At 56.4% G+C, this 14,346-nt stretch carries 12 protein-coding genes; 5 read left to right on the top strand and 7 right to left on the bottom strand.

Features of this window, described 5'->3' with window-relative positions:
• Position 1: 1 nt before the first annotated feature.
• Both AC3DKS_RS01940 and uvrA read right to left on the bottom strand, forming a co-directional pair.
• On the bottom strand, positions 2-688 hold the full coding sequence (locus AC3DKS_RS01940) for an LOG family protein (RefSeq protein ID WP_015754873.1): 687 nt from the start codon (positions 686-688) through the stop codon (positions 2-4).
• Positions 689-716: 28 nt separating this feature from the next.
• Positions 717-3,587, bottom strand: a complete 2,871-nt coding sequence (gene uvrA / locus AC3DKS_RS01945) for an excinuclease ABC subunit UvrA (RefSeq protein WP_272607269.1) — start codon at positions 3,585-3,587, stop codon at positions 717-719.
• Between the two features lie 119 nt (positions 3,588-3,706).
• On the opposite strand from uvrA, the gene AC3DKS_RS01950 reads away from it, so the two are divergent.
• On the top strand, positions 3,707-4,234 hold the full coding sequence (locus AC3DKS_RS01950; protein ID WP_272607270.1) for a hypothetical protein: 528 nt from the start codon (positions 3,707-3,709) through the stop codon (positions 4,232-4,234).
• 4 nt (positions 4,235-4,238) lie between these two features.
• Here AC3DKS_RS01950 and AC3DKS_RS01955 read toward each other — a convergent pair whose 3' ends face one another.
• Positions 4,239-4,934, bottom strand: coding sequence for a DUF4130 domain-containing protein (locus tag AC3DKS_RS01955; protein ID WP_272607271.1), 696 nt, complete (start codon positions 4,932-4,934; stop codon positions 4,239-4,241).
• Between the two features lie 187 nt (positions 4,935-5,121).
• Between AC3DKS_RS01955 and AC3DKS_RS01960 the strand changes: the two genes are divergently transcribed.
• Positions 5,122-5,877 carry an XRE family transcriptional regulator gene (locus AC3DKS_RS01960; RefSeq protein ID WP_272607272.1) on the top strand — a complete coding sequence of 252 codons (756 nt, stop codon included), beginning with the start codon at positions 5,122-5,124 and terminating at the stop codon, positions 5,875-5,877.
• Between the two features lie 128 nt (positions 5,878-6,005).
• Here AC3DKS_RS01960 and ggt read toward each other — a convergent pair whose 3' ends face one another.
• Positions 6,006-7,724: a gamma-glutamyltransferase gene (ggt, locus tag AC3DKS_RS01965; protein WP_420593208.1), complete on the bottom strand. Its 1,719-nt coding sequence runs from the start codon at positions 7,722-7,724 to the stop codon at positions 6,006-6,008.
• Positions 7,721-8,305: an acyl carrier protein phosphodiesterase gene (locus tag AC3DKS_RS01970; RefSeq protein ID WP_272607273.1), complete on the bottom strand. Its 585-nt coding sequence runs from the start codon at positions 8,303-8,305 to the stop codon at positions 7,721-7,723. Before AC3DKS_RS01970 ends, ggt begins: the two co-directional genes overlap by 4 nt.
• Positions 8,306-8,388: 83 nt before the next feature.
• Between AC3DKS_RS01970 and glmM the strand changes: the two genes are divergently transcribed.
• Positions 8,389-9,777, top strand: a complete 1,389-nt coding sequence (gene glmM / locus AC3DKS_RS01975; protein WP_272607274.1) for a phosphoglucosamine mutase — start codon at positions 8,389-8,391, stop codon at positions 9,775-9,777.
• Positions 9,778-9,795: 18 nt separating this feature from the next.
• Here the strand turns inward: glmM and AC3DKS_RS01980 are convergent, their stop codons facing one another.
• The gene (locus AC3DKS_RS01980) at positions 9,796-10,716 is read right to left on the bottom strand and encodes a lysophospholipid acyltransferase family protein (protein ID WP_041327771.1); all 921 of its coding nucleotides are present in this window, start codon (positions 10,714-10,716) and stop codon (positions 9,796-9,798) included.
• A gap of 55 nt (positions 10,717-10,771) precedes the next feature.
• Here AC3DKS_RS01980 and AC3DKS_RS01985 point away from each other — a divergent pair, with 55 nt between their 5' ends.
• Positions 10,772-11,419 carry a rhomboid family intramembrane serine protease gene (locus AC3DKS_RS01985; RefSeq protein ID WP_015754882.1) on the top strand — a complete coding sequence of 216 codons (648 nt, stop codon included), beginning with the start codon at positions 10,772-10,774 and terminating at the stop codon, positions 11,417-11,419.
• A gap of 109 nt (positions 11,420-11,528) precedes the next feature.
• A complete protein-coding gene (locus AC3DKS_RS01990) occupies positions 11,529-13,151 on the top strand; it encodes an LVIVD repeat-containing protein (RefSeq protein ID WP_272607275.1) in 1,623 nt (540 codons plus the stop codon).
• A gap of 14 nt (positions 13,152-13,165) precedes the next feature.
• Here AC3DKS_RS01990 and AC3DKS_RS01995 read toward each other — a convergent pair whose 3' ends face one another.
• Positions 13,166-14,275 carry a TlpA disulfide reductase family protein gene (locus AC3DKS_RS01995; protein ID WP_272607276.1) on the bottom strand — a complete coding sequence of 370 codons (1,110 nt, stop codon included), beginning with the start codon at positions 14,273-14,275 and terminating at the stop codon, positions 13,166-13,168.
• Positions 14,276-14,346: the final 71 nt, after the last annotated feature.

Below are 14,346 nucleotides of genomic sequence, written 5' to 3' on the forward strand. Positions count from 1 at the left end.
ATCAGAAGTTTGGGCTGAGCATGTGCCCTTTATAAAAGCCGTCGATAATTTCCACAACCTCCTCCGGGGTATCCACCAACTGGATCAGGTCCAGGTCCGTGGGGCTGATGTTGCCGGCCTCCAGCATCGTACCCTTGATCCAGTCGAGCAAACCGCCCCAGAATTTTGTGCCGAAGAGCACAATGGGGAAACGCCCAATTTTTTCTGTCTGGATCAGGGTCATCGCCTCAAAGAGCTCGTCCAGGGTGCCGAACCCGCCCGGCATGACCACAAATCCCTGGGAATACTTTACAAACATCACCTTGCGGACAAAAAAGTAATCAAAGTCCAGGCTTTTATCCGGATCGATATAAGGATTGTCGTGTTGTTCAAAGGGCAGGTCGATGTTCAGGCCCACGGAAGTGCCCCCAGCTTCGTTGGCGCCCCGGTTCCCGGCCTCCATGATCCCCGGCCCCCCGCCGGTGATAATCCCGTAACCCGCTTCTGAGAGTTTGCGGGCGGTATCCACGGCCTCCTGATAATAGGGGTGGTCGGGCTGGGTCCGGGCCGAACCGAAGATGCTGACGCACGGGCCGATCACGCTGAGCTTTTCATACCCGTTGACGAATTCCCCCATGATCTTGAAGATCGCCCAGGAGTCGTTGGTCTTGATTTCGTTCCAGCCTTTTGTGTGTTTTTCTTTTCTCATGTTTGTATAACGTCTGACAGGCAGGTCCTTATTGTTCCTCCTGCGTTTGGGATGCCAATTGGCGGTCCGGGAACAATTCCCGTTTCAAATACCGGGCCGTATGGCTTTTGGGGTCCTTACTGACGGCCTCCGGGGTGCCGGTTGCAACAATCTCCCCCCCGCCTCGGCCGCCTTCGTAACCCACGTCGATGATGTGGTCCACCATTTTGATCACGTCCAGGTTGTGCTCGATAACCAGGACGGTGTTTCCCTTGTCTACCAGCCGGTTGAGCACTTCCATCAACACCCGGATATCTTCAAAATGCAGGCCGGTAGTAGGTTCGTCCAGAATATAGAACGTATTTCCCGTATCCCGTTTGGACAACTCCGTGGCGAGTTTCACCCGCTGGGCCTCCCCTCCGGACAAGGTGGTGGATTGCTGGCCCAGGGATATGTACCCGAGCCCCACATCCTGGATGGTCTTTAGCTTCCGGTAGATCTTCGGGATATGCTCAAAGAATGTCACCGCTTCGTCAATGGTCATTTCCAGTACGTCCGCAATGGATTTTCCCTTGTAGCGGATCTCCAGGGTTTCCCGGTTGAATCGCTTGCCGTAACAGGTTTCGCATTCCACATACACGTCCGGGAGGAAGTTCATTTCGATGACCCGGAGGCCGCCGCCCTGGCAGGTCTCACACCGGCCGCCCTTGACGTTGAAACTGAACCGTCCGGGCTTGTACCCCCGGATGGAGGCTTCCGTGGTTTTGGCAAAAAGCGCCCGGATCTCACTGAACACCCCTGTATAGGTGGCCGGGTTGGACCGGGGCGTCCGCCCGATGGGCGCCTGGTTGATATCGATTACCTTGTCCGCGTGTTCGAGGCCTTCGATTTTTTCGTACGGCATGGGGCGTTTGACCCCGTTGAAATAATGCGCGTTCATAATCGGGTAGAGCGTCTCGTTGACCAGGGTGGATTTGCCGCTGCCGGATACGCCGGTAACCCCGATCATCTTCCCCAGCGGGAATACGGCCGTGACCCCTTTGAGGTTGTGACCGGTGCACCCGCTGAGGACGATCTCCTTCCCGTTGCCTTTCCGGCGTTTGGCCGGCACCGGGATTTCGCGGCTCCCGTTCAAATAGGCCGCGGTAAGCGTGTCGTGAAGCCGCAGCGTTTCCGGGGGACCTTCCGAAATGATCTCGCCCCCGTGTTTTCCGGCCATGGGGCCGATGTCGATGACGTGGTCGGCCTTCTCAATCATGTCCTTGTCGTGCTCCACCACGATCACCGAATTCCCGAGGTCGCGCAGCGCTTTCAGGGAATTGATCAGGCGGTTGTTGTCGCGCTGGTGCAACCCGATACTGGGTTCGTCCAGGATATAGAGGACCCCCACCAGTTGGGAACCGATTTGCGTGGCGAGGCGTATCCGCTGGGCCTCGCCCCCCGAGAGGGTTTTCGAACCCCGGTTAAGGGAGAGGTATTCCAGGCCCACGTCCAGCAAGAAGCCCAGGCGGGTGTTGATCTCCTTGATAATCTCCCCGGCAATCTGCAACTGGTCGCCCTCGAGCCGCTCCCCGAGATCCCGGAAAAAAGCCGCGAGTTGGCCGATATCCATTTGGGCGAGTTCGGCGATATTCCTGCCGTCTACCCGGAAATACAGGGATTCCTTCCGGAGGCGGGCACCCCCGCAGTCCGGACAGGACACCTTGTCCATATAATCCCGGGCCCACCGTTTGATGCTGGTGGAATCGCTGTCCCGGTACTGGTTGACGATAAAATGGGCAATCCCCTCGTATTCGATCTTGTATTGCCGGCGCACACCCAGTGTCTTGCTGTCCACCTCAAAGCGTTCGTTCCCGCCGTGGAGGATCACCTCCAGGGCCTCGTCCGGGATTTTTTCAATCGGGTCGCCCAGGTCAAAGCCGTATCGCAGGGCAATCGTCTCGAGCTGCTTGAAGGCCCAGGATTTTTTATACGTGCCCAGGGGGGCCAGACCCCCGCCCTTGATGGATTGGGAGGCGTCCGGGATGATTTTCTTCCGGTTTGCCTCATAGACATGCCCCAGGCCGTTGCATTCGGGGCACATCCCCTTGGGCGAATTAAAGGAAAAGGTATTCGGTTCGGGTACCGGGTAGGAAATACCCGTTTCCGGGCACATGAGGTCCCTGCTGAAATACCGGGGCTGATCGCTTTCCGCTTCCAGGACCATCATCACGCCGTCCCCGGCATAAAGGGCCGTGCGGATACTCTCGTCCAGCCTGCCTGCCGTTTCCGCATCTGAGGCCGCCTGCAGGCGGTCTACCACGATTTCAATATCGTGGGTCTTGTACCGGTCTACCTTCATGCCTTTCTCCAGGTCGCGAATCTCCCCATCTAACCGTACTTTCACGAAACCCTGTTTGGCGATTTGCTCAAATAGTTCCCGGTAGTGCCCTTTGCGCGACCGGATCACCGGGGCGAGCACAGTGATTCGCTTCCCTTCAAAATCACTGACGATCAGGTCGCGGATTTGCCGGTCCGTATAGCTGACCATCTTTTTGCCGGTATGATAGCTGTAGGCATCCGAGGCCCGGGCAAACAGGAGCCGGAGGAAGTCGTATACCTCCGTGATTGTCCCCACAGTAGACCGGGGGGATCGGGAGGTTGTTTTTTGCTCAATGGCAATGACCGGCGAAAGGCCGTCGATTTTATCGACATCCGGCCGTTCCAGACTGCCGAGGAATTGCCGGGCATAAGCGGAAAACGTCTCGATGTACCGTCGTTGGCCTTCAGCGTATATGGTATCGAATGCCAGGGAGGATTTTCCGCTACCCGAAAGGCCGGTAATCACCACCAGCTTTTCCCTGGGAATCTGTACGTCGATATCCTTGAGATTGTGCGTCCGGGCACCCTGTACATCAATCGTTTCTTCCGTTTCTGCCATTTAGTTTCTGAAAGGTTGCAAAAGTACGATTTTACGCGCGAAATCCGAAGCAGGTATGCCCTGTGTTTTGCTTATTCCCGGTACTCTGCTAATTTAGCACGCATCTAAAATTCAGAACAATGCAAATACTCGGAATAGGTTCAAGAATCGACCACGAAGAACACGGCAAAGGCGTTGTCGTCAATGTGAGTTCGCGGCACTATTGGGTTTCCTTTTTGGACTCCGGCCTGGAGACAATCCCTATCGATTCCGAATTCGAAGTGATCGAAGCCCTCCACGACGACGTGGATACGGTGAGTTTCACGGATGTGGAAACCAGTCTGATCGGAATCCTGCGCCGCTGGAGCGATGCCACCAGCCTCGTGCCGATTGCCGACAAATGGAAAGGGGGGACATTGACCCTGAAGCCGGGGGATGCGAACCTGTCGGCCAAGGAATTGCCTATCGATACCTTCTTTCATAAAATCGTTATGGTGCGCGACCGTTTGCGCGTAATGGAACAACGGATTAATTCCCATAAAGGCCTGGACGATTCAGATAAAGTAGACCTGCAGCAATATATCACCCGGATCTATGGGAGCCTGACGACGTTTAACGTGCTGTTCAAATCCCAGAGCGACCAGTTCGTCGGGGAACGCACCAGGTAAAGCCTTATACGGCGGGGCGATAGGCCCTTTGGGGGGAGGACCCCACGAGGTGCGATTCCGTCTGCGGCCCCCGTAGAATCGCGTCCCGCACGCCGGGACAGTGCCGGATGACAGCAACTGTGCCATTCTCGCTTTTCAGCCCATATTGCCGCCTGGAGTCAAAGACGATCCAGGGGGAATTGCCGAAGCGCAGCCTGAAATAACGGGAGAGCAGGGGGAGCACGTCGTGGCGGGGGGCGATTATTCCACAGGGGACCCCGGAAGCACTGTGATTAAAAGCCAGGCTGGATTCAATAGCGAGTTTTTCCCCTTCTACCTGTGACGCCCAGGCCTCGAGACGGTTGCGAATTGCCAAACGGCTGTGCTGTTCCGCTTCGCATTGCTGTTCCGTTTCGCCTTCCTGCTGCAGCAGACATTTTAAATATTTGAAGATGGCCAATTCCTTCCCATCTCCGGCAGCCAGGAAGGCAAAATAAACCAGCCGCTGCAAGCCGGAACCCCTGTTGCCGATGGCGTCCCAAAAGGCCTTTGCAAGCTGTCTGTTGGGAGCGATTTGCCGTTCGCTGACAAATAACCCGCCCTGGGGCACGGGTTTTGCGGTTATCCGGGCAACCTGGAGCTGTTTTTCCAATCCGGTTGCCACTGCGGTCATAAACCCTTCGAATGTTCCGTCGTAAATCAAACAACTGCCTGTTTCCATTTGCTTTGTATTCAGTGATTCCTTAACAATCCTTCTGGGAAGGAATCCATTTATAAATTGGATATATTCCAAAAATATGTAAATATTCCGAATTATGGAATAAATCCGAAAAATATTTTGGAAATATTCCAGATAATGTATCTTTGAAAGGAAACGGGCCGTAAAGAGCGGCCATATACAGGAACATATGGAACAGGAAATCAGCACCAGGCGGTTTACGGAAGTCCGGCGGCAATTGGGGTACACCCAGGCGGAATTTGCGGAATTGCTGGGGATACCCAGCACCACCGCCGATATCGAACGGGGCAGGACCAAATTGTCCGGCATGGTGGTTTCCGAGTTGCTGAGGCAGTTTAAAATCAACCCGCTTTGGCTATTCGGTTCGAGTGAACGGCAATACCTGGAACCGGCGTCGGTCAATGTAATGCCGAAGGTGGTTACAGTGGATTCCGCCGACAGGGAAAACATGGTCCTGGTCAACGCCAAGGCGGCAGCAGGCTACCCGCAGAATATCCAGGACAGCAGCTGGTTCCGCCGGTTGCCTGCCTTTGACCTACCCATCCCACAATTCCGGAATGCCACCTACCGGGGGTTCCAGGTGGAAGGGGACAGTATGCTCCCGAACCTGCGACCCGGGGACTGGGTACTGGCCCGCGCGGTTTCGGACTGGAAAGAAGTTAGCCCGAACCGGATCTATGTCATTGTGCTGGAGGATGCCGTACTTGTAAAGAAGGTGGAAAAATTACCGGGGACCGGACGATTCCGGCTGATTTCCCTCAACGATTCCTATGCGCCCTACGAAATCTCCGAGTCCCAGTTGCAGGAAGTCTGGGAAGTGAGCAGCAAGATCACCTTCGGGGTGGATGCCACCACCGAGACCGGGCTGCTGCGCCAATTGCAGGAATCCATGGATGAGCTCAAACAGAAACTCGCCAGGGCCTGAGTAGTTCAAGGGCTGCTTAAAAAAACCTACCCGGCACAACCTGGCCAGGGTATTGTTCCTACGGTATTTTTATTTTCGGTGGGTTGCCCGTTTCCCGCCTTTTCTTAGCTACCTCCCGGTTTTTTCATTCAGAACCCTACCGCCGTATCATCACCCCTGTGGTCCGCACCCCCTTCCAGACGACCGTCCGGCAGGACCCGGATCCCATCTACTTTTCCGATAATCGGGGTGTAGTCCTCATTCAGGATGTAACCCCGTGCCCTGAGGCTGTCCTTCAGGCTTTCAGGGAAGCCTTCCGGTTCAAATACCAGCAGGTCAGGGAGCCATTGGTGGTGGAACCGAGGGGCATCCACGGACTGCTGCATACTCAGTCCAAATTCATAGACATTCAGGATGGTCTGGGCAACGGCCGTAATGATGGTAGACCCCCCCGGGGTCCCCACAGACATCCAGAGTTTCCCGTCCCTTTCCACCAGGGTGGGGGTCATGCTGCTGAGCATCCGCTTTTCGGGCGCAATGCTGTTGGCTTCCGCCCCGATCAGGCCAAACATATTGGGAACCCCCGGTTTCGCACTGAAATCGTCCATTTCATTGTTGAGGAAAAACCCGAGGGGCGCACAGTAAAGTTTGGAACCATAAGCCCCGTTGAGAGTAACAGTGACGGAAACGGAATTCCCGGAGGCGTCGACAATGGAATAGTGGGTGGTTTCCATACTCTCATAGGCCGCGAGTTCCCCTTCCGCGATTTCCGAGGAGGGGGTGGCTGCATCGAAACTGAAACTGGCCATCCGTCCCCGCAGGTAGTCCTCACTGAGAAGCGTATCCAGGGGGATGTCTACGAAGTCCGGGTCGCCCAGGTAATAATTCCTGTCGGCATAGGCGCGCCGGGCCGCCTCGGTAAACAACTGGATGCTGCGGGCTGAGTGCATGCCCATCCCGGACAGGTCGTAGGGTTCGATCATTTTCAGGATCTGGTTCATGGTGACCCCGCCACTGCTGGGCGGAGCCATAGAGATGATTTTCAGATCCTTGTAGGTGAATTCCACCGGGTCGCGCCACTTGGCCTGGTAGCGCGCCAAATCTTCTTCCGTGATATAACCGCCGGCCTCCTGGATAAAGGCCGCCAGGATACGTGCGGTCTCCCCCTTGTAAAATTCGTCCCGCCCGTTCCGGGCAATGCGCTCCAGGGTCTCCGCCAGGGCCGCATACCGCAAGGTGTCCCCGGGACGGCAATGGTTGGCGAACAGGATGCTGTCGCCGTTGACCGCGATCATATCGGCCCGTACCCGTTCCAGGCGCCGCGCCTGATTCTCGGTCACCACCACACCCTTGCGCGCAAGTTCGATGGCCGGCGCCAGGAGGGTATCCATCGGCAGGGTCCCGAAACGCTCGTGTACCTCAAATATCCCGGCAATGGCGCCCGGCACCCCGACAGCTGTGGCGCCCATCCGGCTTTTGGCCGGGTCCGGGTTTCCCAGGGAGTCCAGGTACATATCCGCCGTGGCGGCCAGGGGCGCTTTTTCGCGGTAGTCAATGCTGCCGGTGGTCCCGTCGGCCAGGCGGTATACCATGAAGCCGCCTCCCCCCAGGCTCCCTGCAAAGGGGTAGGCCACGGTAAGGGCCATCTCCGTGGCGATCATTGCGTCAAAGGCATTCCCGCCTTTCTGAAGGATTTCAAGGCCGATCCGGGAGGCTTCCTCCCTTGCCGAAACCACCATGGCCTTTTCGGCCACCAGGCCCGTGGGTTCTGGCGGTGCCTTGCGGCAACCCGCAGTTCCAAGTATCAGGAAACAAATAAGAAATGCCCGGAGGACTGTCCGGGTAGGAGGGATAATGGTCAGTCTCAAAAGGATGCTATTTTATTGCGGGAAAAGATAATCAATTCCCCAAAAAACGAATGGAATTCTTCCCGGAAAGCCTCGTAGTGCCAGCCCAGGTCGTCTATGGCCTGGTCCATCCCGGATTTGTTGTTGGTCCTGCGGTTCATCCCCTGCAATACGCGGGCAATCCCCTCCATGCTCGCGTAGTTCACGAGCCAGTTGTCAGCCACCATATAGGGGTAGAGTCGCTGGATGTTTTCGGGCAACCAGTCAAAATTCTCCTCCAGGAGTACGTAGAAATTGTCCGCAAATTCCGTAAGGGGGGTATCCGAATAGCGCTCCCAGTCCCGGGCCAGGAAATGGTCGTAGTAGATATCCACAATCACCCGGCTGTAATGGCTGTACCGCTTGTGCAGGCGTTTGCTGCTGCGCCGGGTGGTCGGATGGGCATCGGTAAACGTATCGATGGCCCGGTGCAGCAGGATCCCCTGCCCGACCCGTTCCGGGTAGTCTTTGTACTTCCTGCCGCGGATGCTGTCTGCGATGAAATTGCCGAGGGCGAGCTCATCGTCCCCGAAGGAAAGGTAAATATGGGCCAGGTAGTTCATGAAGCCGAATGCAGGCCTTAAAAGTACGGATTCATTCGCATTACCAGTCGTTCCCTGTATATTTGCGCGAAAAGCAGAGTAACATGACATTGATAAAATCCATATCCGGAATCCGGGGAACCATTGGCGGCCACCCCGGGGAGAACCTGACACCCCTGGATACCGTGCGCTTCGCTGCCGCCTACGGCACCTGGCTTCGGGAGCACCGGCCCGGCAAACGGCTGCAGGTAGTAATCGGCCGGGATGCGCGGTTATCCGGAGAGATGGTCCAGGACCTGGTAGTGGCCACGCTCACCGGGCTGGGAATCGATATCCTGGACCTTGGATTATCCACCACGCCCACCGTCGAACTGGCAGTACCTATGGAAAAAGCCGATGGGGGGATCATCCTGACTGCCAGCCATAACCCCAAGGAGTGGAATGCCCTGAAGTTGCTCAATGACAAAGGGGAATTTCTGGATGCGGAAGCGGGTACGGAAATCCTGAAGCTCGCCGAATCGGAGGATTTTGATTTTGCCGGGGTGGACGAGCTCGGTCAACGGACAATCAACGACGCTTACCTGGACATCCATGTGGACGAGGTGCTCGCCCTGGAATGGGTGGATGCCGATGCGATCCGGAAAATGAATTTCCGCGTGGTAGTGGACGGGGTGAATTCTTCCGGGGGAATCGCCATCCCCAAACTGCTGGAAGCGCTTGGCGTGGAAGTCGTGAAATTATACTGCGATCCCACCGGGGAGTTTCCCCACAACCCGGAGCCCCTCAGGGAGCACCTGGGGGACATCTGCAAAAAAGTGGTGGAGGAGCAGGCCCACCTGGGGATTGTGGTGGACCCGGATGTGGACCGATTGGCGTTTATCGACGAGCAGGGCAACATGTTTGGAGAGGAGTATACCCTGGTGGCCTGTGCAGACTATATCCTGGGCAAGAACCCCGGGAATACGGTATCCAACCTGTCATCCACCCGGGCGCTGCGTGATATAACCCTGTCCCATGGGGGGCGTTATACGGCAGCCGCCGTGGGGGAAGTCAACGTAGTGGAAGCCATGAAGGAAACAAAGGCCGTAATCGGGGGCGAAGGCAACGGGGGGGTAATTTACCCGGCCAGCCACTACGGCAGGGATGCCCTGGTGGGGACCGCCCTCTTCCTGATGCTGCTGTCCGAACGCGGCGTTTCGGTAAGCGAGCTGAGGAAATCCTACCCGGCCTATTTTATGAGCAAAAACAAGATTCAACTGACCCCGGACCTGGACGTGGATGCCATCCTCCGGGGAATGGCCAAAAAATACGAGACCGAGGAACTCCACACCATCGACGGGGTGAAAATTGATTTTTCGGACTGCTGGGTTCACCTGAGAAAGTCCAATACCGAGCCGATTATCCGGATTTACACAGAAGCCTCCAGCCAGGAGGCCGCCGACAACCTGGCGGGAAAAATCATCGGGCAGATCCGCGCCCTGGCGGGGCTTTAAGATTCTGAAGTTTCTTCGTCAGGAACCCGAGGTCACTTCCTTTGGCCGGGCCGGGAGGTGTTTTGGTCGCTTGTTGCGGTGCTTCCACCGCTTGTGGGTCCAGAAATAATATTCGGGGGCTTCAAGGATGGAACGCTCAACCTCCCGGAAAAAGGCATCGGTAATACCGAAGTCCGGCACCGATTGCGGGTCGTCTGACAGCAGGATGATCTCACTCCGGTAAAAACCCCGGCCCGTCTTGCGCACTTTCAGGTATACGGCCGGCAGGTCGTGCTTTTTACAGAGTTCCTCCGCCCCGGTGTGCATGGGCACCGTAATTCCCATGAAGTCCCCCCAATGCACCGCCTTTTTGACCATCGGTGACTGGTCGCTGATAAAGCCGATGGTGGCGAGTTCCCGCTGCCGAACAATTTCAGCCACTCCCTTCCGCGTCTCCCGGGTCGGGATCAGGGTGGTACCCCATTTGGCGCGGATCCGGCGGACGAGTTTATCGAAATACGGGTTGCCCAGGGGCTGATACACCCCGTACCCCCGGGAACGGATATGGGAGTCCAGAGACAGGGCCCATTCCCAACTGGCGTAATGGGGCATCAAGAGGATGACGATCCGGTTTTGCCGTTCCAGTTGATGCAGGATTTCCAGGTTGTCGATCTGAAACCTTCTCTGCATTTCCCGTTCGGAAATAGCCAGTGTCTTGATCATTTCCAGGAACATATCGCACATGTGGGCATAGAAACGTCGTTCAATGGTCCGGCGCTCGGATTCCGGCCGGTCCGGGAAAACCAGGGCGAGGTTTGCGCGAACAACCTGCCGGCGGTACCGCACGGCGTGGAACAGGAGGAAGAATACTCCGTCGGATAACAGGTAGAGAAGCGGGAAGGGCAACCGCGCCACCAGCCAGAGTAGGGGGTAGGCTACCAGATAAACGGCTCGTTGCATGATCAGGAATATGGGCAAATATAGCTATATTTGGCCCCAAAAATAAGGGCCCCGCATGAATTTACACCTGGCTACCATCATCCTGATTGCCGCCAATATCCTGGTGAGTATCAAAGGCTTCAACGATTTGCAGTTCTTTGACCGGTATAAGTTCAACATCAGCGCTATACGGGCGGGTCAGCGGGAGCGGACCATTACTTCGGGTTTCCTGCACGTGGATGTGGCCCACCTTTTTGTGAACATGTTCACCCTGTATTTTTTTGCCGATGTGGTTATCGACTGGTTCGGGCCCTCCCGGTTTCTGATCACCTACCTGGTAAGTTTACTGGCCGGGAGCCTGCTGGCCATGTATTTTCACCGGGACGAACCTTTTTACAGCGCCGTGGGCGCCAGCGGTGCGGTGACGGGCGTACTTTACGCGGCCATCCTGCTGGAACCCGAGATGCGCCTTGCCCTGATGTTTATCCCGATCCCGCTGCCTGCCTATATCCTGGGGATAGCCTACCTGTTGTATTCCATCTACGGCATGAAAAGCCGCCTGGGGAATATCGGGCATACGGCGCACTTTGGGGGTGCGGTTGGCGGGTACGTCATTACGCTCCTGTTCAAGCCGGATATTATCACAAGCCACCCCACCATGGTCATCCTGCTGGCACTCCCCATCGTTTTGCTCTTTATCCTCCAGAAACTCGGAAAGATTTAGGAATTCCCCTACGGGAATCCCGCCAGACAGCTAAAATCCCCCCTGTTTTATACGATTCCGGTCTTCCCGGCGTTAGGGACATACCCAAAGCCTTAAAAAGACCTACTTTATGAAACATGTGGTATGGGCCATATGCACCCTTGCACTCCTGGCCGGGTGCAGCGACCAAACGACTATTTATCAGGACAACCTCCAGGACGACCTCGTACTGGAGACCAACCCCAATGCGCTTGCGGCAGCCATCAGCTACAGCCAGGCCGGCGTGCTGGGGATCTATGAAGAAAACAACGCCAGCGGCAAGGCTCCGGATGAGGCCGGGGACTACCCGTTGACGCTTATCGCGTCCGTTTCCCCTCCATCCTACCAGGCCGGGGACAATTTGACCGCTTCCCATGTGGACCTGGATGGCGCGTTTGCGTATGTAGCCTACAATACTGTCGGGGAAACCTATTCGGGTGCTGTGGATGTGGTGAACATCTCCGACCCCCATAACCCGCGGGTAACTGCTCGGCTTTTTTACCTGAACGCCGATATCAATTCCCTGGCGTACGCCAACGGCTATCTCTATATCGTCGGCGGGGTAGATGCCGAAACCTCGGCCACGGCCACAGCCAACTCGTTTGTGGCGCGTATTCCGGCGAGCAACGGGACGCTTTCCACGGATGCCGTCACCTATGGCTTCCAACAGGGCTATAACGCCACCGATGTGTTGGTGCTGGCCGACCGGATCCTGGTGAGCAGCGGCAAGGAAGGCAGTATTACAGCCTACAATCCCACCGACCTGACGATCCTGGACGAAGCCTTCGTGGCGGACGCCCGTTCCGTGGCGGCCACGCCTACGGGAATTGCGGTACTGGATGCGGGTACCGGGGTGCGCCTTTGGAATACGGACCTCACGGAAAACTCCGTGGTGGCGGTTACCACAGATTTGGGTGAGGCCACCAAGAAAACACTGACTGTGGGGGACGGGACGCTCCTGGTTGCCGAGGCGGACCGCGGAACCGGCCTGTACGATCTGGGAAGCGGGGAACTTCTGGAATATCTTCCCATCCCGATTCACCCGGACGGGGTGGAAGCCGATGCCGTGGTTACCAATGCAGTGGTATCCAACGAGGCCGTCATATTCATGGCCAACGGGGGTGCCGGTCTCTGCATTTCGGAGGAAGACGCGAACGGCGCCGACCTGGTGGGCATTGTGGAACTGGACGGTTCCGTCAACTATGTGGCTTCCCAGGGCGATTACGCCTTTGCGGCCACCGGGGAAGGCGGGCTACAGATCATCAAACTCAACCGGCCCAGCGAGAGCCTGGAAAGCCGGTGTGAGGGACTCGATAAATACCGGGGTTCTTCCAGGATGGAAATCGCTTCGGGTACCTCTGAGGCATACAGCGGGCAAAAGCGACTCAATACCATCGATGTCTTCGGGGAACTCCTGCTTTGCGGTTCCTGGACGGTCAATAACGACGTGGAAATTGCGGCAGACGCCTCGATGAGCCTATACGGCACCCTGGCCGTCGGCAAGTTTTACCGAAAGCGCGATATCACCGTAGGCGAAGGCAGTGTCCTGGTGATTGAAGGGGATGTCACCATCTACGGAGACCTCATCCTGGAAGACGGTGCCAGCGTAGAATTCCTCGGGACCGAATCTGTCCTGGATGTTTTCGGACAGGTTGTTCAGAAGGGCAACGCAACCGTTACCGGTACCTTCCGGGATGTACGCGGGGTATTCTAGGATTTACCGGAGTACTAGGGTAGCAACTCGGCTACTTTCTCTTCGAGTGCGTCTCCCCGGAGGTTTTTGGCTACGATCACCCCGTTTTCATCCAGGATAAAACTGGCCGGGATGGCGCTCACGTTGTAGAGTTCGGCAATTTCATCGAAGTACCGGACGTTAGACACGTGCTGCCAGTCCAGGTTATCATCGGCAATGGCCTGTTTCCAGTCTTCCGCATTGCGGTCCAGGGAAACCCCCAGTACCTTGAAGCCCTTATCCTTGTATTTGTTGTAAACCCGGACGATATTCGGGTTCTCCGCCCTGCAGGGACGGCACCAGGCAGCCCAGAAATCCACCAGGGTTACCTTCCCGAGGGCTTCGCTCAGGGCAAGCGGGTCACCGTCCGGGGTCGGGGCGGAAAAAGCGGGCGCTTTTGCCCCGATGGCGGTGCGCTTTGCAGATTCCAGTTTTTCGGATATACCCGATCCGTGCGTGGTTTCCCGGATCTCCTCTGAGAGGGTCCGGTAGAGTTCCTCCACCTCGGCCACGGGAACGGCATTGCTCTGGAGCATCCGGTTTAAGACCAGTGCGGAGATCAGGGCATCCGGGTTTTCTCGAACAAAATCCTTCTCGTACTGCGTCATGCGGTCCAGCAATTCAAAATATTCGTCCCGCAGCGACTCAATCATCACCGTGTCTTTTTCCATCACCGCTTTACGCATATCCTCATTCATCGAGAGCCGTTGCCGGGATTTTTCCCGTGCGCCCTGTATATAAGCTGCATAGGCATCGTTCTGGGGAGTCCCGCTCAGTTCGGCTGCCTGCAGGCTGTCTTTGTGCGCCCGAACATCGATGGTCCCATTCTCGAGGATTAGCGGGATGCCCCCGCGAACCCCTTTGACAAAGAGGTAGTACAATTCCGGTTGATCGGCTGTCCCGGCAAAGGAAAAACGGCCGGCATCCAGGGTAGCCGTATCCACATCCACCGGTTGCATATTTTCATCGCTTTTTCGCAGGATCACCTGGGTTCCGTCTGCGAGGTCTCCCTCCAAGCTCCCTTCAATTCGGAAACCTTCCGAGCCCCCGTCATTACAGGCCGCAATGGCCAGTCCACATGCGATAATCAATAGCGTTTTCTTCATTTTTTCACAAATTGAAGCCCAAAGGTAGGCAGTCGGTCAGGAATAAAAAAACCCTTAACAAAAGCTTATGT

The sequence above is a fragment of the Robiginitalea sp. genome, from assembly GCF_982776155.1.

Excerpts from the sequence above, each read along its gene's own strand:
- AC3DKS_RS01940 (WP_015754873.1), bottom strand. The coding sequence starts at position 688 with ATGAGAAAAGAAAAACACACAAAAGGCTGGAACGAAATCAAGACCAAC.
- uvrA (WP_272607269.1), bottom strand. The coding sequence starts at position 3,587 with ATGGCAGAAACGGAAGAAACGATTGATGTACAGGGTGCCCGGACGCAC.
- AC3DKS_RS01950 (WP_272607270.1), top strand. The coding sequence starts at position 3,707 with ATGCAAATACTCGGAATAGGTTCAAGAATCGACCACGAAGAACACGGC.
- AC3DKS_RS01955 (WP_272607271.1), bottom strand. The coding sequence starts at position 4,934 with ATGGAAACAGGCAGTTGTTTGATTTACGACGGAACATTCGAAGGGTTT.
- AC3DKS_RS01960 (WP_272607272.1), top strand. The coding sequence starts at position 5,122 with ATGGAACAGGAAATCAGCACCAGGCGGTTTACGGAAGTCCGGCGGCAA.
- AC3DKS_RS01970 (WP_272607273.1), bottom strand. The coding sequence starts at position 8,305 with ATGAACTACCTGGCCCATATTTACCTTTCCTTCGGGGACGATGAGCTC.
- glmM (WP_272607274.1), top strand. The coding sequence starts at position 8,389 with ATGACATTGATAAAATCCATATCCGGAATCCGGGGAACCATTGGCGGC.
- AC3DKS_RS01980 (WP_041327771.1), bottom strand. The coding sequence starts at position 10,716 with ATGCAACGAGCCGTTTATCTGGTAGCCTACCCCCTACTCTGGCTGGTG.
- AC3DKS_RS01985 (WP_015754882.1), top strand. The coding sequence starts at position 10,772 with ATGAATTTACACCTGGCTACCATCATCCTGATTGCCGCCAATATCCTG.
- AC3DKS_RS01990 (WP_272607275.1), top strand. The coding sequence starts at position 11,529 with ATGAAACATGTGGTATGGGCCATATGCACCCTTGCACTCCTGGCCGGG.
- AC3DKS_RS01995 (WP_272607276.1), bottom strand. The coding sequence starts at position 14,275 with ATGAAGAAAACGCTATTGATTATCGCATGTGGACTGGCCATTGCGGCC.